The organism is Spirosoma jeollabukense, from assembly GCF_054777855.1.
This window is the reverse complement of the sequence record NZ_BAAHAD010000001.1, coordinates 2,043,420-2,064,453: the sequence shown is the minus strand read 5'-3', so window position 1 is coordinate 2,064,453 and position 21,034 is coordinate 2,043,420. Positions and strand designations below refer to the sequence as shown.

At 50.0% G+C, this 21,034-nt stretch carries 14 protein-coding genes; 7 read left to right on the top strand and 7 right to left on the bottom strand.

The window, feature by feature from the left end; all coding sequences use genetic code 11:
• Position 1: 1 nt before the first annotated feature.
• The 3 genes from ACYVEA_RS08265 to ACYVEA_RS08255 all read left to right on the top strand — a co-directional run bounded on the left by ACYVEA_RS08265 (position 2) and on the right by ACYVEA_RS08255 (position 2,836).
• Positions 2-484: a GAF domain-containing protein gene (locus ACYVEA_RS08265; RefSeq protein ID WP_461112897.1), complete on the top strand. Its 483-nt coding sequence runs from the start codon at positions 2-4 to the stop codon at positions 482-484.
• Between the two features lie 86 nt (positions 485-570).
• The gene (locus ACYVEA_RS08260) at positions 571-1,026 is read left to right on the top strand and encodes a DUF4890 domain-containing protein (protein ID WP_461112896.1); all 456 of its coding nucleotides are present in this window, start codon (positions 571-573) and stop codon (positions 1,024-1,026) included.
• Between the two features lie 289 nt (positions 1,027-1,315).
• Entirely contained in the window at positions 1,316-2,836 is a 1,521-nt protein-coding gene (locus ACYVEA_RS08255) for a c-type cytochrome domain-containing protein (RefSeq protein ID WP_461112895.1), read from the top strand.
• 145 nt (positions 2,837-2,981) lie between these two features.
• On the opposite strand, the gene ACYVEA_RS08250 is transcribed toward ACYVEA_RS08255, so the two are convergent.
• Complete coding sequence (locus ACYVEA_RS08250; RefSeq protein WP_461112894.1) at positions 2,982-4,097, bottom strand: D-TA family PLP-dependent enzyme; 1,116 nt, start codon at positions 4,095-4,097, stop codon at positions 2,982-2,984.
• 3 nt (positions 4,098-4,100) lie between these two features.
• Complete coding sequence (locus tag ACYVEA_RS08245; protein ID WP_461112893.1) at positions 4,101-4,577, bottom strand: RidA family protein; 477 nt, start codon at positions 4,575-4,577, stop codon at positions 4,101-4,103.
• A gap of 379 nt (positions 4,578-4,956) precedes the next feature.
• Here ACYVEA_RS08245 and ACYVEA_RS08240 point away from each other — a divergent pair, with 379 nt between their 5' ends.
• Entirely contained in the window at positions 4,957-8,430 is a 3,474-nt protein-coding gene (locus ACYVEA_RS08240) for a DUF1553 domain-containing protein (RefSeq protein WP_461112892.1), read from the top strand.
• Between the two features lie 64 nt (positions 8,431-8,494).
• Entirely contained in the window at positions 8,495-9,949 is a 1,455-nt protein-coding gene (locus tag ACYVEA_RS08235; protein WP_461112891.1) for a DUF1501 domain-containing protein, read from the top strand.
• Between the two features lie 199 nt (positions 9,950-10,148).
• On the opposite strand, the gene ACYVEA_RS08230 is transcribed toward ACYVEA_RS08235, so the two are convergent.
• Entirely contained in the window at positions 10,149-13,289 is a 3,141-nt protein-coding gene (locus ACYVEA_RS08230; protein WP_461112890.1) for a DUF5689 domain-containing protein, read from the bottom strand.
• 571 nt (positions 13,290-13,860) lie between these two features.
• Between ACYVEA_RS08230 and ACYVEA_RS08225 the strand changes: the two genes are divergently transcribed.
• Positions 13,861-14,976: a mechanosensitive ion channel family protein gene (locus tag ACYVEA_RS08225; protein WP_461112888.1), complete on the top strand. Its 1,116-nt coding sequence runs from the start codon at positions 13,861-13,863 to the stop codon at positions 14,974-14,976.
• A gap of 58 nt (positions 14,977-15,034) precedes the next feature.
• On the opposite strand, the gene glpK is transcribed toward ACYVEA_RS08225, so the two are convergent.
• Positions 15,035-16,534 carry a glycerol kinase GlpK gene (glpK, locus tag ACYVEA_RS08220; protein WP_461112887.1) on the bottom strand — a complete coding sequence of 500 codons (1,500 nt, stop codon included), beginning with the start codon at positions 16,532-16,534 and terminating at the stop codon, positions 15,035-15,037.
• Positions 16,535-16,556: 22 nt separating this feature from the next.
• Positions 16,557-17,282 carry an MIP/aquaporin family protein gene (locus ACYVEA_RS08215; RefSeq protein WP_461112886.1) on the bottom strand — a complete coding sequence of 242 codons (726 nt, stop codon included), beginning with the start codon at positions 17,280-17,282 and terminating at the stop codon, positions 16,557-16,559.
• Between the two features lie 226 nt (positions 17,283-17,508).
• Between ACYVEA_RS08215 and ACYVEA_RS08210 the strand changes: the two genes are divergently transcribed.
• The gene (locus tag ACYVEA_RS08210) at positions 17,509-18,480 is read left to right on the top strand and encodes a zinc-dependent alcohol dehydrogenase family protein (protein ID WP_461112885.1); all 972 of its coding nucleotides are present in this window, start codon (positions 17,509-17,511) and stop codon (positions 18,478-18,480) included.
• A 56-nt stretch (positions 18,481-18,536) separates the two neighbouring features.
• On the opposite strand, the gene ACYVEA_RS08205 is transcribed toward ACYVEA_RS08210, so the two are convergent.
• Positions 18,537-19,379 carry a glycoside hydrolase family 16 protein gene (locus ACYVEA_RS08205; protein ID WP_461112884.1) on the bottom strand — a complete coding sequence of 281 codons (843 nt, stop codon included), beginning with the start codon at positions 19,377-19,379 and terminating at the stop codon, positions 18,537-18,539.
• 160 nt (positions 19,380-19,539) lie between these two features.
• Positions 19,540-20,919, bottom strand: coding sequence for a Gfo/Idh/MocA family protein (locus ACYVEA_RS08200; RefSeq protein WP_461112883.1), 1,380 nt, complete (start codon positions 20,917-20,919; stop codon positions 19,540-19,542).
• Between the last annotated feature and the right edge of the window lie 115 nt (positions 20,920-21,034).

Here is a 21,034-nt window from a genome sequence, read left to right as displayed (position 1 = left end):
GATGGCTGAAACACTCATCATTCCCCAAACGACCGATCGTCAGGCTATTTATGACAGCCTGGTTCCACAGATAGCGGCCCTGATTGATGGCGAATCGGATTTAGTGGCGAATCTGGCGAATATCGCGGCTACGCTGAAAGAAGCTTTTGGGTTCTTTTGGATTGGTTTCTATCTCAAAAAAGACGATCAATTAGTGCTTGGGCCGTTTCAGGGACCCGTTGCCTGCACAAGAATCTCGTTTAATAAAGGCGTTTGTGGGGCCGCTTATACGCGCCGGGAAACGATTCTGGTACCGGATGTGGAGCAGTTTCCAGGACACATTGCCTGTAGCTCGGCGTCGAAGTCAGAAATTGTTGTACCTGTGTTTGACCGAGCCGGGAACGTAGTGATGGTACTGGACATCGACAGCGATCAACTGAATGATTTTAGCGAGATCGATCAGGCAGGACTGGAGCGCATTGCCCGGCTAATTACGGATCTCTGATGGTTAAGATGTAATTAAATTCACGAAGACGCTTAAACCCTGATGGGTTTGTGCCGTCTTATGTCTGGATTTAAATACTAAGAACCATGTTTAAGAAAATTGCCCTCAGCGGATTAGTGCTCTCGATGTTCTCGTTGCCTTTGCTGGCTCAGCAAACGGCTACACCCGATGCACCCGCCACCACAACAACCCGGATGGGAAAAGGTCGGTCGATGCAGCAACACCCAATGGGTGATCCGGCTACACGCGCCCGGAAAATGACCGATCGCATGACACAACAATTGGGGCTGGACCAGGCTACGTCACAAAAACTATACGATGCGACGTTGGCCCGCGCTCAGAAAGTAAACGATATTCAGGCCAGTGCCGATGATAACAAAGCCAAAGCACAAGCCCTGAAAGCCAACGCCGACGACTACAAAGCCAAGCTGAAAAGCATTTTGACCCCCGATCAGTTTGCGAAGGTTGAGTCGATGAAAGGTCATATGCGGAGAGGCAAAGGTGGCCCTGCTAGTGACAAGGACGACCAGGAACAGAAATAATCTGTTTTAACAATCTCAGGACTTTCGCTGGAGCCGTGCCACGGTTCTATTGAATGCACTTGAGAACCGTGGCACGGCTCCAGCGAAAGTCCTGAATCTAATAAAGGTGGCTGCTAGCGCTAGCAGCCACCTTTTTGTTTGCCGTCATTTCACTACGTTGACAACGGGTTGATAGAAGACGGTCAAAGGCCTGTATGTCTGTTCACTGTCAGTAAAGTTTATGCGCTGCGTACTTTTCCTGTAAAGTCGGCAAGAGCACCTTCTTGCTTTTGTTGTGTGCGTTCAGCTTATGAATAAATTGATTTTGTTGGCGGCTAATACGTCTGACTGGGCGTTGTTTCTTGGGCATTTTCACCCGCTCATTGTTCACTTGCCGATTGGATTTCTGCTTATTGCCGGTCTGCTTGAACTGGATCGGTTGACTCGACGGAACTCGGTGAGTGCACATACCATTACGTTAATTCTGTTCTGGTCGGCGGTGAGCGCTACAATGGCTTGTGCATTTGGCTACTTGCTATCGCTGGGTGGAGGCTATGACACCGAAACGCTCGAAGCCCACAAATGGCAGGGTATCGCGGTGGCAGTATTTGCTTGGGTGGCCTGGTCTGTGAAGTCAGAAAACCTTGGTCGAATTATTCCGTTTGCCCAACTGCTTTATCTCCCCGCCCTGGGTGTCGCCCTGGTGTTGCTACTGGCAACCGGGCATCTTGGCGGAAACCTGACGCACGGGTCTGATTACCTGACGCAATACGCGCCTGGTCCTATTCGAACGTTGGCGGGCCTGCCTGCCAAGCAGCCAGAATTTAAATTCGAGCCGATCACTGACGTGAATCAGGCGATGGTTTACCAGCAGATTGTCAATCCAATTCTGCAAACACGCTGCGTGCAATGCCATAACGCCGATAAATCGAAGGCGGGATTACGACTGGATACACCCGACATGATCAAGAAAGGCTATGAAGACGGCCCTGTCTTTGTCGCTGGAAAAGGTACAGGCAGCGAGTTGGTGAAAGTGTGCCTGTTGCCCGAAGAAGACGATCACCACATGCCGCCAAAAGGAAAGACGCAACTGCAGGAAAGTCAGATCGCCCTATTGACGTGGTGGATTGATCAGGGTGCTACGTTCGACAAAAAAGTATCGGACCTGAAAGTAAACGATGCTATTCGGCCCGTACTGGCCTCGCTCGGCGGTGGTGGGCCGATTGAAGCGGGTGGGAAAGCTACAGCAGCCTCCGGGCCCGCCCCTGAATCGCCGGTATTGACTATGAAGCTTCCGGCCGCGAATCCGAATGTGATTGATGAGTTAAAGAAAACGGGGCTGCTGGTACTGCCTCTATCAAAAGAGCAGAATCAACTGGAAGTTAGCGCTGTTAATGCGCATAATTTCAGCGATGCACAGGCGGTTTTGTTGCCTAGGCTAAGCGATCAGATTGTCTGGTTAAAATTGGGTGATACCGACATTTCGGACGCAGCGCTGGCGCAGGTTGCTAAACTTAAACACCTTCAGAAACTGCACCTGGAACAAACTAAAATTACGGATGCGGGGCTGAAGCAACTGAAAGACCTAACCAATCTGGAATACCTGAATCTCTACGGTACGTCCGTTACCGATGTGGGACTGGCTGAGCTGCCAAACCTGAAAAATCTGAAAACCGTCTACCTCTGGCAAACTGCTGTGACAGAGCAGGGATTGGCCAATCTGAAAAAGTCTATGCCAAACCTTGACATTGTCGGTGGCATCACGGAAAAAGCCGTTGCCGAGTTTGCTAAAACGACTACGGAAACGAAAAACAAAGATGCGAAGCCCTAGTTTGGTAGTTCGGCGTAGTCTCTGACTACGTCATTGCGTTATCCGGTCTCTGACCGGAATTCTGATTTTATCTTAGGTTCCGGTCGGAGACCGGATAACGCTGCGACGTAGTCAGAGACTACGCCGAACAAAAGCCGAACAAAAGTCAATACGTCAACATTCTATCTCGGGAAACGGTGCGCCATTCACCCGATACAGTGCCATCCTCAATGGTGAAAGCGCGTTCGTATAAAGCGCAGGTTGGGCAAACGTGGTTGGGTAAGCCATATAGCACATCTCCGATGCGGTACGAATGATTTTCGCCCGCTTCAACCACCAAATGCTCTTCGCTCTGCCCAACGGCTACTAACGCTGGCGCGTTCAGGAACGTAACGCGTTGCGTTAATTCGGATTCAGCCGCAATGGATTTATGGCCCAGGTCCAGGCAGATTTTTGTAGGGCTGGGTAAGGAGATAACCCGAGCTACAACGAGCGTTGCTGGCAGAAAAGGTTGTTCGGATAAACCATCCCGATACGTTCTATCCCAGTAAACAAAGGTGCCGGGACTGCATTCTACGCCGACTCGCTGGGCATGAATGGGAAACGTTGGACTGCCGCCCGCAACAATAATCGGTTTTGGAAAACCACGGGCCACTAATTCGTCGCTCAGTTGCTGTACCGGAAAAAAAGCTGCATCGCAGTCTTCTTTCCGAATCGCCAGGTCCGGATTTCTGAGATGTCCATCATAGGCGTGTAACCCAACCGGTTTTACCCCTTTCAAGTCGTTTAACTCCGCGTAGAGAATAAGAACGGCATCGTCTGGGCCAATGCCCGTGCGGTTCATCCCCACATTCAGGTCAATAAATACGGGCACGACCAAACCCGCTTCAACCGCTTGTTTCGACAGAATTTTGCCCGTATCAATGTTATCAACCAGACAGGAAAACTGTGTTTCAGGAAACGCCTTCATCAGTGCCAGCAACCGGTGGGCTTTTGCGCCGTTGGGCTGGTAGGCTAATAGTACATCCGGCGCACCGCATTCGGCCAGCATTTCGGCTTCAGCAATGGTTGCGCACTTGAACTTCCGGATGCCAGCAGTTAACATCAACTGAGTAGCCTCACGCGATTTATGCGTTTTTACGTGCGGTCTCAACCGACTTATATTGTCGATGGAATGTACTAGCAAATCAATATTGTGTTTCACCCGATCGGGGTAGATGACCAGCGCGGGTGTATCGAGTTGGTCCAGATTGTTAATCAGATACCAGGGCGTTTGTTCCATAGATCAGACAAGTTCAAATAAAGCTTCGATCTCAACGGGTATGTTATCGGGTAGCGAACCCATACCAACCGCTGAGCGAACACCGATGCCATTTTCTTCACCCCAAACGGCCGCAAAAAGTTCGCTACAGCCATTAATGACGTACGGATGGCGTTTGAAATCGGATACGCAGTTAACCATACCCAATACTTTAATCACCCGTTTTACCCGGTCAAGACTGCCCAGATTTGTTTTGATGGTCGATAAGATGGCCAAACCAACTTGCCGGGCTGCCAGTTTCCCTTCTTCGATATCCATATCGTCGCCAATGCGTCCAATAATCAGGCTTTTATCATCTTTAACTGTACCGTGCCCTGATACGTACAGATACTTTCCATCAATAAGATAGGGTTTGTAAACACCTAATGGCTGAGGGGCAGGAGGTAACGAAAGGCCTAGTTGAGCGAAGGCTGCTTCGGGCGACAGAACATGGGTTGACATAAAAGGAACAGTTGCGATTGATTTCGAGGGGTCAAATTAATGCATTCGTTAAACATTCTCACCTTCCCGATTGGCTTATGCTAGCCAGTACGAATAAGAATAAATAGGTTGATGGAAAAATTATATAATAGCAAGATTTAATCCTTTGTTAAGAACTGAACGGTGTCGGTATGGCGTTAAAGAACAAGTGTGTCGTCTTCCCAATTTTGCCAATTAGTAAAGTAGACCTTTGCCCCGCTTCCAGATAGTTGGACTTGGCAAGAGCTTTGCTAGGTCAATAGGATAGAATAGTCTATTTAGGTGATGAAATAGTCTATTATTCTCATTTATTACAGTATTATCTTTGTAAAGTCATTTTATTATTAATTCATTCGTTCGGATGCCCGTTTGGTCTGACATACGATTTCGATACGTGCTGCTTAGCGCAACGGCTGGCCTCTTTGGCGCGTCTGTCTGGCTGACGGCTTGCCATACATCAGTCGAAAAGCCAGCTGATATTGTTGCGGCTGAAGTTAATTTACCCGAAAAAGTTGATTACAACCTCCATGTAAAGCCGATTTTATCCGATCGTTGCTTTGTGTGTCATGGGCCTGATAAAACCAAGCAGAAAGCTGGTCTGCGATTAGATACGCCCGAAGGCGCTTACGAAGCGTTGGCGAAAAGCGGGCATAAGGCCGTTGTTCCGGGTGATTTAGCGAAGAGTGAATTAGTCAATCGCATTCTGAGCAAGGACCCGGAGCAAATCATGCCCACGCCGTCGTCGAACCTGACATTGACGCCCGAGGAAAAAGCAGTGCTTATGCGATGGATCGAGCAGGGGGCGGAATACAAACAGCACTGGTCGCTGATTGCCCCGACGATGCCAGAAATCCCTAAAGTCAAGGACGAGAAGTGGGTGAAAAATGACATTGATCGGTTTGTGCTGGCAAAACAGGAAGCTAAAAAGCTAAGCCATGCACCCCAGGCCGATAAAACAACGCTTCTCCGACGGGTGAGCCTTGATTTGACGGGCCTGCCACCAACGTCGGCCGAGGTCGATGCGTTTCTGGCCGATACATCCCCGAATGCGTACGAGAAAGTTGTGAACCGGTTACTTAGCAGTCCGCACTACGGCGAACGACAGGCCGTTGAGTGGCTCGACGTAGCGCGTTATGCCGATACGGATGGCTATCAGGACGATGGATTACGTACGATCTGGCCCTACCGTGATTGGGTTATCAACGCCTTCAATCGCAATCTTTCCTTCGACCGGTTTGTTACGTGGCAACTGGCTGGCGACTTATTGCCAAACCAGAAAAATGGACCATCGCTCCAGAACCGGCTGTTAGCAACGGCCTTCAACCGAAACCACCAGCAAAGCCAGGAAGGGGGAATTGTTGATGAAGAATACCGTACCGAATACGTAGCAGATCGGGTCAATACGTTCGGAAAAGCATTTCTGGGACTTACGACGGAGTGTGCCCGCTGCCACGATCACAAATACGATCCTATCAGTCAGAAAGACTACTTTTCGCTGTACGCGTTTTTTAACAATAACAACGAGCGCGGTCAGATTCCCTACAACGGCGAGGCTTCCCCCACCATTACGTTGACAAGCCCGCAGGCGGACGCTCAATTGAAATTCATTCGGGACAAACTGACGCCATTGAGCCAAAAAATGAACGTCAACCGGCCAGACTATCAGCAGCGGTTTGGCCAATGGCTGGCTAAAGCAGAACAAACACCAACTCAGCCTGAGCTTGGTTTACTGGCGCATTATACGTTCGATGAAGCCGACCGGACCGATATTAAAGCGTATGTGAAAGCAGAGAATGAGAAACGGAAGCTGGAGGACGAAAAGCGCAAAAAAGAAGCCGAAAAGTGGGAGAAGCTAGGCAAGAAAAAGCCGGAGGAGAAAAAAGTTGTCAAACGCAAAACCAAAGAGGAGCTGTTAAAAGATCCACGCAATGCGTTTGCAAATGAAGTCAACGACACCATTCCGGCCCGGTTGGGTGGCGATTCGGATAACTTGCCTTACTCCGTGGCCGGTCGTTTTGGAAAGGCCCGTTTTCTGCCCGGCGACAGCTACATCAGCTTACCCTCCGATTTTGGCGCCTTTGAACAGAATCAGCCGTTTACGATTAGTAGCTGGTTTAAACTGGCAAAAGCGGGGAGTGCCGCCACCCTGCTCGGTCGTACGGCCGGGCCTATGGACGGCCAACGCGGTTATCAACTCGACCTGCTGGCTGATTGTCGACTGAAACTGATGCTTAGCCATGTCTGGCCGGCCAACGCGCTCGACATTGAATCGATCGATAAGGTACCAACTAACCAATGGTTTCAGGTAGCGTTTACCTACAATGGGCTGGCCCGCGCCAATGGACTAACGTTGTATTTGAATGGCAAGCCCATGCGGGCTCGGGTCATCACCGACAATCTTCAGCACAGTATCGTGTATGGTAAAAATCGCACGCACTGGGTCCAGCATTCCTTTTACATCGGCCGGATGCATGACTATTACTATAAAGATTTTTCAGTCGATGAACTTCGTATCTATAACCGTTGCCTGACGCCCCTCGAAATGCCAAGGCTGGCGGGCAGTCCAGACGCTGTAGCCGCGGCTTTGCAAACACCTGTTACAAAACGGACGCCTGCCCAGCGGGTCGGATTATATACGTACTACGTAACAACGCACGACTCCGTTTATCAGCAAGCGTTTAGAGAGTCCATGAAATGGCGGGCTGAGCAACTGATGCTATACACGAATTCCGATCAGGTTATGGTGATGCAGGAACGTAGTAAGCCTCGCGAAACGCACCTGCTCAAACGGGGTGTTTATGACGCGCCGGGCGAAGTTGTAACGCCCGCCGTCCTGCACAGCATGGCCCCACTACCCGAAAACTTTCCCAAAAATCGGCTTGGATTGGCTAAATGGCTTTTACTGCCCGAAAATCCGCTGTTTAGCCGGGTCATGGTCAATCGGTTCTGGCAGCAGTATTTCGGTCAGGGAATTGCCAAAAATAGCGACGATTTCGGCAATCAGGGCGCGTTGCCAAGCCATCCCGAATTGCTAGATTATCTAGCCATAAAATTCCGGGAAACAGGCGGTCCGTCGCACGGCTGGAATACGAAGGCGATGCACAAGCTGATTGTGATGTCTGCTACGTATCAGCAGTCATCCAGCGTGTCGGAAAAAGCGCGTGAAGCGGACTTCGACAATACGTTCCTGACCCGTGGCCCCAGTTACCGGATGTCGGCAGAGCAGGTGCGTGATAATGCCTTAGCCGCGAGCGGCTTGCTCACACAACGTATCGGCGGGCCGAGTGTACGCCCTTATCAACCGGCTGGTATCTGGGAGGCTTTAGCCACACGTAACGCCGTTAAGTACGTACAAAGTAAAGGCGATAGTCTGTATCGCCGGTCAATGTATACGATCTGGAAACGCTCATCGCCGGCACCGATGATGCTCAATTTCGACGCAGCCGAGCGCCATACATGCATCGTTAAACGACAAAAAACCAGTACGCCCTTGCAGGCACTTGTCACACTCAACGATCCACAATTTGTTGAAGCCGCGCGGGTACTTGCCCAAAAAATAATGTCGGTTGGGCAACCTGCCGCATCGACGAACGGTATTTCAGCGATTTTTAAAGCCGTTATCAGTCGTCCGGCCCGGCCGGAAGAAGTGACGGTAATAAAGCAGCTCTATGCCGATGAATTGGCCGATTTTAAAAAGATTCCCAAGCGAGCCCTGGAGTTAGTGTCAGTAGGGGAGTATCCGGTTGACAAAAAACTCAACCTGGCGGAGTTAGCGGCCTGGACGGTCGTGACGAGTACGATTATGAATTTCGACGAAGCAATTATAAAACGGTAGGGGGCCAGGGTGTGGGGCAGGGGGTTATCCCTTCTCCTATGCCCTTTCCCCTCTGCCCTTAACTATGGATATTCAGGATGAAATACACGACCAGCTTAGCCGCCGGACTTTTCTGGGACAAGCCAGTGCGGGCTTAGGTACGATTGCACTGGCGTCGCTACTGAACCCGACGAATCTGTTTGCGGGAAACGCTGCGCCGGGCGAAAATCCGGCGGTAGGCAAACCGCACTTTCCTCCCAAAGTGAAGCGGGTTATTTATCTATTCCAAAGTGGGGCTCCTTCGCAGCTAGAGTTGTTCGACTACAAGCCGAAACTCGAAGCGATGTGGGGGCAGGATTTGCCCGAATCAGTACGTAACGGGCAGCGGCTGACGGGCATGAGTGCTGGCCAGAGTCGGTTTCCGCTGGCGGCATCGAAGTACAAATTTGCCCAATACGGACCTGGCCGAATGTGGCTGAGTGAGTTGCTTCCCCACACGGCCAGCATTGCCGGAGACCTTACGTTTGTCCGTTCCCTGAACACGGAAGCAATCAACCATGATCCTGCTGTTACTTTTTTTCAAACGGGCAGCCAACAGGCTGGGCGACCTTCTTTTGGTTCATGGGTGAGTTACGGCCTGGGATCTGATAATCAGAATATGCCTGCTTTCGTTGTGCTGCTCTCCAAAGGACGTAATGGCGATCAGCCCCTTTACGCTAAATTGTGGAGTAATGGTTTTCTGCCGTCGGTGCATCAGGGGGTCGTATTCCGATCGGGGCCAGACCCGGTTTATTACCTCAATAACCCACCGGGTATCGACAAAACCAGCCGGCGACGCATGCTCGATTGCCTGACCAAACTTCATCACGAGCAATATAAACACGTACTGGACCCTGAAATCAATAATCGCATGGCGCAGTACGAAATGGCTTACCGAATGCAGGCATCGGTGCCCGAAACGCTTGATATTTCGAAAGAGCCAGATTATATCTTCGATATGTATGGTCCCGACAGCCGCAAGCCTGGTACGTTCGCGGCCAATTGCCTGCTGGCTCGTAAGCTGGTTGAAAAAGATGTGAAATTTGTTCAGTTATACCATCAGGGCTGGGATCAGCATGGCAACCTGCCCAATGATATCAAGACGCAGGCAAAAAGCGTCGATCAGCCGTCGGCTGCGCTTATTATGGACCTGAAGCAACGGGGTTTACTGGACGATACGTTGGTTATCTGGGGTGGCGAGTTCGGGCGAGGTAGCTATTCGCAGGGTAAACTAACCAAAGACAACTACGGTCGGGACCACCACCCGCGGGCGTTCTCCGTCTGGATGGCGGGCGCCGGTGTTAAAAAAGGACTGGTCTATGGCGAAACCGATGAATTCGGCTATAACATCATTAAAGATCCGGTTCATGTGCACGATTTTCAGGCAACGGTGCTGCACTTGCTCGGCGTTGATCACGAAAAATTGACCTTCAAAAGCCAGGGTCGACGCTACCGTCTGACCGATGTCCACGGGAAAGTAGTGAAGCCATTGCTGGCGTAGTGGCCAGTATACGTAGCAAAAAATAAAAATACCTGCTCACTGGGATAGAGAGCAGGTATTTTTATGAAAATAGAATCAGCTAGAACCTGTCTTTGAATTATTTTACTTGGTCTGAACACCCCTAAGTCCCTTGCAGGGGAGTATGTCCGAGATTGAGCAAATTCCCCTTCAGGGGATTTAGGGGTGTTCAGACAGTCTCTTACCGTACCAGTACGTTCACCGATTGTTTATAGGTACCATCGACTGCCTGAATCCTCAGGTAATAAAGACCTGCTGGCAACGGATTCGTAGCCTGTATCACGAATGACCCGGCACCTTGATCTTTACTCGTGCTTACGGGGACTTCAGCACCCAACGCATTGTATAGCTTGATGGATGCCACGTCCAGATTTTTTGCAGAAAGCGTAAAACTGCCCGGATTTGGATTTGGATAAACCACGGGTACCATGGCGTCAGCACTCGCACCGGCCCGTACCGCAATGATTTTCGATAACGTAGCGGTACCATCAACGTCTTTTTGCTTGAGACGATAGTAGTAGAGTTGCCCCTCCTTCACGTCTGAATCCGAGAACTCATAAACAGACTGATTTGTGGTTGTGGCATGGCCTGCTACGTAACCAACCTTTTCAAAACCAGCCGCATTGTCTCCTTTAAGGACGTCGAAACCCTCATTTTTGTCCTCCCAGGCCGTTACCCAGTTTAAGCTGATCGCCTTTTCTTTCGCTTGTCCCGTAAACGAGATGAAGTTGACCGGAAGCGGATTATAAAACTGAAACCGAGCAGTTACCGGAAAGTGATCCGACGTAGTGGTCCCACCTATAATGGGCCGATTAACTTTCACCGAGTTAGGGATATAGCTGATTCCGCTTGTAGGTACTGATCCGTTCGTGCTAATCTCGTTGGAAACTGTCAAATGGTCAATGATGTCCGGATAGCTAGCTGTACTGGAAATGTTACAGTTGCTGAGCTGTTTGGTAATGACCGTATAATCGGGAGAGTTTACGAAATTCTGGAACGATGAGACCACCGTGGCACTGGTAGCCGCATCGACGTAAATCGACTGATCCGCATCGTCATTGTAATCACCCATGATCAGGACATTGTCGGCCGGATACGTAGCATCAAGGTAACTTTTTAAGCCCGTAAAATCAGCTATCCGACGGCTGTAAGACGAATTATCGGACCCTGATTTAGCATGAAGGCCAACTAGTTTAATATTTTTAGTGACTCCGTTCAAGGTAACGTCAGCGCTCATCAATAGGGGAAAACGATTAGACGCCCATGAACTGCTACCCGTATTGCCATCGGCCAGAATCTGGCTTGCCGTTACGTTGGTCACGATGGCTGTGTTGTATACAAAGCAGACTTTCTGCCCATAGGTTGTGGCATCGCCAGGAACTTCCGGGTCATCAAACCAGTGTGAATAATAGACAGGAGGAGTACGGCCAGGTACTTCACCACAGGTTCTGGCGTATGTTTTCCCCGTAGCCGCATTTAGCAGGGCGATCTGAGCATCCAGTTTTGGTATGTCACAAACTTCTTCCAGGCAGTAAATGTCCTGGTTTAAGGCCTGTAGTTGCAGGCCAACGTTTGTTTGTTGCTGGGCTTCGTTGGTTGGACCAAAACCGGTATTACCAAACCATTCGATGTTCCACCAGGTAATATCTAACGTATTGTCAGCAGAAATACCCGAGCCACCTGTTCCCACCTCAGGGCAGGATGCGGTGTTAGCCGTTGCGCCGGGAACGTCGGCTAGCGAACGGGGTAATAACTGGCAGACATTGTTGAATACACCGACTACACCTGTGATATCTGTTGTAGTGGTAGGTCGGGTAGCGCCTACCAAATCCGTTCCTGCCTGAATGCGTAGTTGGGTGCCATCGCTTAGGTTGTAATTGGTGCCTCCCGCAAACGTTCCTCCAGCCGGGACATTGACACCTGGCAGCGTAACTAACTCACCTTTGTGGTTGCAAAGAGTTGCCGTAGTAACCGTTAAAGATGTCGGTGAAACGTTCGTGGTGCCTGTTTTCACGAAACAACCTGTGAAATTTTTAAGCTCTTTGTCCGTATTGTAGGTGGATAATACGCCCGTTACCTGAATTTCGTCACCTACGCTAAGTTCTGGAATTTCTATTGTAGTTCCTGTCCCTGTATACAGTAAAATTCCGCCCGTTGCATCCTGAATGTAAATGTTTGTCGTGACAATTGAGGTTACACGACCAGTTGCCGTGAAGGTCACACCTTCGGCAGCGGGCCGAATCGCGCTGATAACGGTGGAGGTTCCGCAAGGGCCGACCGGACCAGCCGGGTAAACGGTAGCATTTAGTGCTACTGTTGAAGCCGCAGCTATTTCTGGACTGCTTACCGTTACGGTTCCTGAGTAAGGAGCGGCTGATAAACCAGTCACCAGACGCGTATAAATGGTTTGGTTAAGTGTACCATCTCCCGCCGGATTAACGGATAATGGGGACGAGGAAAATGTTGCGTTATCGGTCGATATCTCGAAATTCGCTGGTGGTACAATTGTTACGGGCGTAGATGGGGTAAGGTTAATACCGCCAACGTTAAACGTAGCTGTGAGTGAAGAGGTCGACGTTTCTGTGTAACCCAACCCTGTGATGGACGTAGGGTTTACGGTAAGGAATGGGGTAGTAACGACACTTACTGTCAGATCATCGACACTAAGCCCGGCATCGCTTCCGGCATCGTCTACATCCATCCATCGGAGCATAATTGATTGTCCAACCGCAATGTTAGTGACAATGACCCCACTGATTGACGTAGCGTTTGCATTCCCATCAAGTGGACCGTTGCTGGTAACTGGTGCCGCTCCCACAAAATTCAGAGAACTGTTGTTCGTATAGCCAGCTTCGTCAATAGTGGTTGCTCCAACTTTATAGGCAAAAGTAAGTGTGTTTTGCACCGACGTGCTGCTCCGCCACTGTTCCCCTTTGTAGTTTACGGATAAAGCTTTGATGGGGCTACCTGTATTATTTGTCAGTAGAACACCATAATAAATAGCCTTCGCAGCCCCTGAACCTACTGAGCCTAATGCCCTATCGGTATTTGATGAAGGCCCGAAATCATAAAATCCACCTGAAGTAGAGTTTCCAATACCAATAAGGATAGTAGCGGGGGGATTCGTTACGTTACTTGCATTTGTAACCGCTGCATACCAACCCGGAAGAGTCGTATTATTGGCCCAGGTAGCCGATGTTCCAGTATTGGGGAGGCTATTAAAATTCTGGGTGTATGAAGTTGTGCCAGTTAAAGATACCTGAGCAAAAAGACTATGTGTTACAAGAAGAAACGATAACACATAAAGTAGTTTTTTGTGCATAAAAAAGGAGATAAAAGAAGTTGATGAATAACAATGTCTATCAGAGCCTTCAAAGAAAATCAATACTCAGACACATTGTTTATTTTTTTGTGAAACATCAATTTATTCACATGAAAGGATAAAAAATACTGGTTAAAATCCTACTAAAACAGTTAAAAGCCGAGATGCATAAAGGCTATCAATAGACTTCCATCTGCCCGATTCAAATGTTTAGTGAGCGGATTATATCCTTGACTACCATTTAATTCTGACTGTTTTTTTAGCCAACGCAAAATTCAGAATATTTACCTCAACCCTAGCAGGCATCAATATGAACTTTGTGTTATGAATCAAGGTAAAAGAGCCATTTAGTTAAAGCCGTAATCTGCCAATTTTTATAAGAATTTTTGCATGGCTATGAAGGGTTGGGTTATAGGCAGCTTAAAACCAAGATTACGCTATGCCCGTTAAAATAAGGAGCTGGCTCGGCATAATACTGTCTTACACGATTGTGTTGAACAAGCTCTCGATACCTGACTACATTCGCAGAAGTGCTTACTTTGCACAACCAAGTTGATTCAAGTATCAGATTATGCAACAGCAATTAGATATATGGATACGGGCCATCGTCCGATGGTTTGGCTACGTACCTAACCGTGATCTGTCGGGATGGATATTACTTATCATAGCCTTACTGCTGGGTCTGGCGGTCGATTTTGTAGTGACCCAACTAATTCGGTTTGTATCCCGTCGGCGCCCGTATCAAACGTTGGTACTGCTTAAATCGCACGTTCGCTGGTCGTTCTGGGTATTTATGCCCTCGCTGTTTTTTCTGCTGGCGACTAATATTCAATCCGAACGTTTCTTACGTCGCCATCCCGTGGCCGACAAAGCCGCGGAGGTTTTATTCCTGATTACCGCCACCTGGTTGATTGTTACGTTGCTGAAAGTCTCGGAATTGTTACTTATCCGGGAATACGACACGACCAAGGATGTCAATTTATCGCAGCGGAAGTTTGTCACACAGGTGCGGTTTGTTCGCCGAACCATAGCCATTGGAGTTATGGTTATCGGGGCATCACTACTGCTGATTGCTTTTCAGGGAAGTCGCAAAGTGGGATTAAGCGTCCTGACGTCGGCCGGGGTTGTATCAGTCGTGATTGGTTTTGCCGCCCAGAAAACGCTGGCGAATCTGCTGGCTGGCATTCAGATCGCCTTTAATCAGCAGATTCGGTTAGACGATGCTGTGGTGGTTGAAAAAGAATGGGGCCGTATCGAAGAAATCAACCTGACGAGCGTTATTGTCAGAATATGGGATCGCCGTCGGCTGATTCTACCCATTACCTATTTTGTTGAAACCCCCTTCGAAAACTGGACCCGTTCCGACGCGTCAATTACCGGCGCTGTTTTATTATACCTTGATTACAATACACCTGTCCACAAAATTCGGGAGAAAGCCCGTGAACTAGCGGAGAATGATCCCCTCTGGACCGGCGACGTTTTTGCCGTACAGGTGACCGATACGCAACCGACCTGTATTGTCGTGCGGATTCTGGTATCGGCGCAGGATGCGCCTTCGGCCTTTGATCTACGGTGTCACATGCGTGAGAATCTCATTGCTTTCCTGCGCGACGAATATCCGCAAAGTCTACCGCAAACCAGGTTGATGCTGGCGGAGGAGTTAAAGCCAAAGGAGAATGAGGTATAATGTGAAAACTAGATCTCCCGAAAGTTCAAAACTTTCGGGAGATCTAAACGCAGGCCAATTAGTCTTCCCAGCCAAACGAGCGCTCGATGGCTTTCTGCCAGCCGTGCATGAGTTTCTTTCGTTGCGCATCGTCCATGTTGGGTTCGTAGGTCCGAGCGACACCCCAGTTCTGGCGTAAATCGTCCAGATTTTGCCAGTATCCCACGGCCAGACCAGCCGCATAGGCCGCGCCAAGGGCCGTCGTCTCGGTCATTTGTGGGCAAACGACGGGCCCATTCAATACGTCGGACTGGAACTGCATCAGGAGTGAATTGCCAACCATGCCCCCATCGACACGTAGTGATTTGAGGGATACGCCCGCATCCTGTTCCATTGCCCGCACGACGTCAACGGTTTGATAAGCAGTGGCTTCCAGAACGGCCCGTGCCAGATGGCCTTTGTTGACAAAGCGGGTTAGCCCGGCAATGATACCGCGCGCGTCGGCTTTCCAGTGTGGCGCGTATAAACCCGAAAAAGCGGGCACAAAATAAGCACCACCGTTGTCCTCCACCGAACGGGCGAGGGTTTCTATATCGGTGCTTTTTTTGATAATGCCCAGATTGTCCCGTAGCCATTGTACCAGCGCGCCCGTAATCGCTACGCTACCTTCCAGCGCGTAGTGAACAGGCTCATGCTGAAACTGATACGCTACGGTTGACAGCAAGCCATAGGTCGATGTTCGGAGTTCGGTGCCGGTGTTCATGAGCAGAAAACAACCTGTACCGTATGTATTCTTAGCCTGTCCCGCTTCATAACACGTTTGGCCAACCAGCGCGGCCTGCTGGTCACCCAGAATCCCTGCAATGGGCACATTGGGCAGCACTTCCGACGTAACGGTTCCATATACTTCACTACTTGGCCGGATTTGGGGAAGCATGGTGTGGGGAACCGTAAAGTCAGCAAGTAAGGCGTCGTCCCAATTGAGCGTTTGAAGATTCATCAGCTGCGTCCGACTGGCGTTTGTTACATCCGTGAGGTGCAAGCCGCCGTCTGGTCCGCCCGTCAGGTTCCAGACCACGAAGGTGTCCATGTTACCAAAGATGGCGTCGCCCCGTTCGGCATCCTCGCGCAAACCTGCTACGTTGTCTAATAACCATTTTAGTTTCAGACCGCTGAAATAAGTTGCCAGGGGTAGCCCTGTTTGAGGCCGAAAGCGATCCTGTCCACCTTCGCTCGAAAACTGAGTAACTAAATCGGCAGTGCGCATGTCCTGCCAGACAATGGCATTGTAATAGGGCTTGCCCGTTCGGCGATTCCAGACAACCGTCGTTTCACGTTGGTTCGTGATCCCAATGGCGGCAATGTCATGTGCCGAAAGTTTACCTTTGATACGTGCCAGGGCTATGACTTCGAGCGTGTTACGCCAGATTTCTTCGGGATCGTGTTCAACCCAGCCGGGTTGTGGATAAATCTGTTTGTGCTCTTTCTGGGCTACAGAAACAATCTGTCCCTGGCGGTTGAATACGATACAGCGGGTGCTGGTTGTCCCCTGGTCAATGGCGGCTACGTAGGAGGGCATAGAGTTTTTGAAAGAGTAAAGATTATAAGGCGAACAACCGGATGAGTAGACCGCCAACGGCAGCACCAACCAACGGGCCGACAATTGGCACCCAGGCATAGCCCCAATCCGACGAACCCCGGCCGGGAATTGGCAGGAGCGCATGAGCCAGACGCGGACTGAAATCGCGGGCGGGACTCATGGCATAGCCTGTTGTGCCGCCGAGCGAAAGCCCAATGCTCCACACCAGAATACCGACCAGATACGGCCCAACGCCAATGGCTAGTTCGCCCAGGTTTTTAGATGAAATACCGGATAGCCCAAGAATTAACACGAGGGTTGCCAGAAATTCGCTCAAAAAGTTTGCCAGTGGATTCCGGATGGCTGGTCCGGTTGCGAAACAGGCCAGCTTGGCACCAGGATCGGGTGTAGCAGCCCAGTGGGGGAGGTATTGCAGCCAGACCAGTACGGCACCTAAAAATGCCCCGATGAGCTGGGCCGTAATGTAGGGGACAAGGTGGCTAAAATCATTTGTGGCTACGGCAAAAGCGACCGTAACGGCTGGGTTCAAATGGGCATCCAGTCCGCCAAAGGCTTTGGACACAAATACGCCCATGGTGACGGCGAATGCCCAACCGGTTGTGATGACGATCCAGCCGGAGGACTCTCCCTTTGTTTGTTTTAAGACAACATTGGCAACAACGCCATTACCCAACAATATGAGTACCATTGTGCCAATTAATTCACCAAGAAAAGGAGAGGTGTGCATGAAAGTAGTCGTCGGTAACTAGTTAATAGTGTTAGTCAGGTGCCATCAATAGTACTTGCTAGAGGCTCCTGACTAACACTATCGACTAGCACCTGGCTTCAAGGTTTAGGAATAGTTTATGCGAATTAAGTCATATTTTTGGCCTCATTCCAAATAAAAGGCCGGAATCTCGGTTGGCCAGGATTTCAGTCCTCGACTACGCATCTTATAACTCGTTCATTAACAAATGAAAAGCATTATTTTTGATAAAATCGGAACCCCTACCGATACCCTTAAACTTACTGACGTACCAACGCCCCAACCCGGGCCAGATGAGGTTCTGATTAAGGTTATTGCCAGCCCAGTCAATCCGTCGGATATCAAGTTCGTAGAGAATTTATACGGTATCCGGCCTCATTTGCCGTCTGGAGCAGGTTTTGAGGGCGTGGGCGTTGTCGAAGCGGTAGGCGAAGGTGTTCACCTACAGGTGGGCATGCGGGTAAGTTTCACCAGCATCGGTACGTGGTCTGAGTATGCCATCGCCCATCAGCGCAGCTTGATTCCAGTGCCCGATGCCATACCAGACGACGTAGCGGCTCAGTTGTTTGTGAATCCGTTCTCGGCCTATGCGATGGTGCAGGAAGCAAATGTGCCAGAGAATGGCTGGCTGATGCTAACGGCTGCCGGATCGGCGTTTGGTAAACTGGTGATTCAATTGTGCGCTATGCGGGGTATCAGAACGATCGGTACCGTTCGGCGCAACGACCTCAACGACGAGCTGAAAGCACTTGGCCTGACTGAAGTTGTCAATACTGAGACGGAAAGCTTATCCGCTCGTGTTAAACAGATCACGGGTGGAGAAGGAGTTACCTGTGTGCTAGACGCCGTTGGCGGTCATACGGCTAGCGAAGCGCTCAAATGCCTTGGAAAAGGGGGCACAATGCTCGTTTACGGCGTTTTGAGTGGGCAGGAGCCAGCGTTTAATATTGGTTTGATGATATTCAGGGAGTTGACCGTTAGGGGATTCTGGTTATCGGACTGGATGCGCCGGGTAGATAGTCAGACGCGGCAGGACGTAGCGCAGAACGTAATCCAGTTGCTAGCGTCGGGAAAAATTCAATTGCCTGTCGAAGCGTCGTATACACTCGACCAAATAGCCGAAGCGGTCGAACACGCTGAGCGTCCGGGACGCTGGGGAAAAATTCTAGTGAAGCCATAACTGGAGAGCCGTGCCACGGTTTTGAACCGTGGCACGGCTCTCCAGTTATGGCTTCGTCATTTTTGATAAACCCGCACGTAATCCACTTCAAACCGGCTTGGGAATGTAGTGGTCGAAGGATCACCGCCGTTATCGCCCCCAATAGCCAGGTTTAGCAACAAATAATGAGGTTGCTTAAAGGGATTACGACCCGTTCCATCCTGATTGGTCGTTTCGCTTAGAGGTACCTCGTTTAAAAGCTGATCGTCGACATACAGTTTGATCGCTTTTTCATCCCAATCCATGCGCCACACATGAAATTTCTTTGACCAGTCTGGGTCCGAAAAAGAATTCATTGGTTTCTTCGTGCTGCGCCATTCGGCCGTGTAACGTTTTGCCGTTGCCCACGCTACGTTGGCTAACAATTGATTTCGATAATACTCCATGATGTCAATTTCGCCGTTGGAAGGCCATTCGCCCGAAACGCCTAACGTCCAGAAAGCAGGCCACATGCCGGGACTGATGTCGATACGTCCCCGCATATCAAAACGGCCATATTGCCATTGGTGCAACCCATTGGTGTGTAAGCTGGAGGATGTGTAGTCGATAGAAGGACGGCTTGTTTTCCAGTTGGCGCTGTTGGATTGATACGTTGGATTCTGGCGATGCTCCCGGCGACCTTCAATGATTAGCAAGCCATCTTTGCATCGAGCGTTTTCGGGCTGATACCATTGATGCTCATGGTTGCGAACGAACCCCTGTTCGAATGTCCAGTTTTTAGGATCTGGCGCTCCGTCTTTAGTGAATTCATCTGCCCAGACCAGTTTCCAGGTTGTATCAGCTTGAGTTCGGGCGGCAGATGAATCGGTAGCATTACCACCGCCAAAAGGGAAGTAAAGTAAGAAAAGTAGTACGTTCATTATGAGGATACGTTAGAAAATAAGATGGCTGTGTAGGTCGGTTCTTAAACCGGTTTACACAGCCATCTATTGACTATAAGCTTCACCTATTTTTCAGGCTAGCTTTTTTGGAGACGGTTCGACAAGTTAAAACCAGGCTCAACACCTCCAGAGCAACCTGCTAAACTTTCTTTGGATCGGGGTGCTTGTACGGATCGCGGTATGGTCGCTGAAGCAATCCATTGGCTTCCCGATCACCAACGATTTCATGTTTTACTGAATCGTATACGATGGGACGCCCCGTTTTCATGGACATATTGGCCAGAATGCAACTCGCCGTAGAAATGTGGCCTTCTTCAATGTCAGCTACGGGACGGCTGCCTTTATCGATAGCATCCAGAAAGTTGAGCATGTGCAAACGCGTTGCCGGAGCTGCGTTCAACTCAATTTTCGGATTTGTCGGTTCGGTCAGATCCTCAGGATATTTCTCTTTCTCGTATACGACGTCTAAGTGGATCTTCTTGCCATTTTTGTCGTCCGGAATAAAATCACACTGCATCGTGCTGGCCCAGAGCGTGCCCTTGTCGCCATAGAGCGTAAACGACCATGGATAGTCTGGGTTATTGGGCGTGCCCCAAGTACGATGCTGCCACACGCAGTTTAGGCCATCATACTCGAAAACAGCCGATTGCGTATCGGAGATATTGGACTTGCCTTCCTTCTGCACGTAAATGCCGCCTTCAGAACTGATACGTTTAGGCCAGCCCAGTTTCAGCATCCAGCGCACCGTATCGAACATGTGCACGCACATGTCGCCCGTGATGCCGTTGCCATATTCCATGAATGTCCGCCACCAGCGAACGTGCGGCAAACCGTCGTAAGGACGTAGCGGAGCGGGTCCGGTCCACATATTGTAGTCCAGAAAGTCGGGAATTGCCTGTACGGGCGGATTGCCGTTCGCCCGCATATGCATGTAGCAGCACATTTCTACGTGCGATATTTTGCCCAGCAATCCTGCGTCAACGATGTCTCTTTTGGCCGTAATCAGGTGAGGTGTACTTTTGCGCTGAGTCCCAACCTGCACTACTTTATTGTACTTTCGGGCAGCGGCTACCATCGCTTCACCCTCGATCACGTCGACGCTGATGGGCTTCTGGACATACACGTTGGCGCCTGCTTTAACGGCATCGATCATCTGGAGCGCATGCCAGTGGTCGGGGGTGCCGATCAGCACCACATCCATTTCATTTTCCGACAGCATCTTCTGGTAATCGCCGTAGGTCTTGGGTGTCTTGCCCGATTTCTGCCGTTGACTAACGAGCTTGGCTGCATCGGCCAGCATGTTCTTGTCCACATCGCATAGGGCGACCACCTCAACGGGAGAGACCTGAATCAATCGAAACAAATCACTTTTACCATACCAGCCGGTACCAATCAGCCCCACGCGAAGCGTTTTGGTCGGATTAATAAGATCTAAACCTCGTGCTCCAAAACTCGAAAGAGCAAGGGCCGCAGTTGAGCCCTGGATAAAACGACGACGATTAATGTTGAAGCTATGCATGCAAGTTTAGGGGTCGGACGACACATCCGGATTTGTAGTTGAGAGCGGCCATTTGCCGGAAGATTCGCCAGCGAACGCTCTACAACAAAGGAGCTTCCATTGCGTAAATACTCCT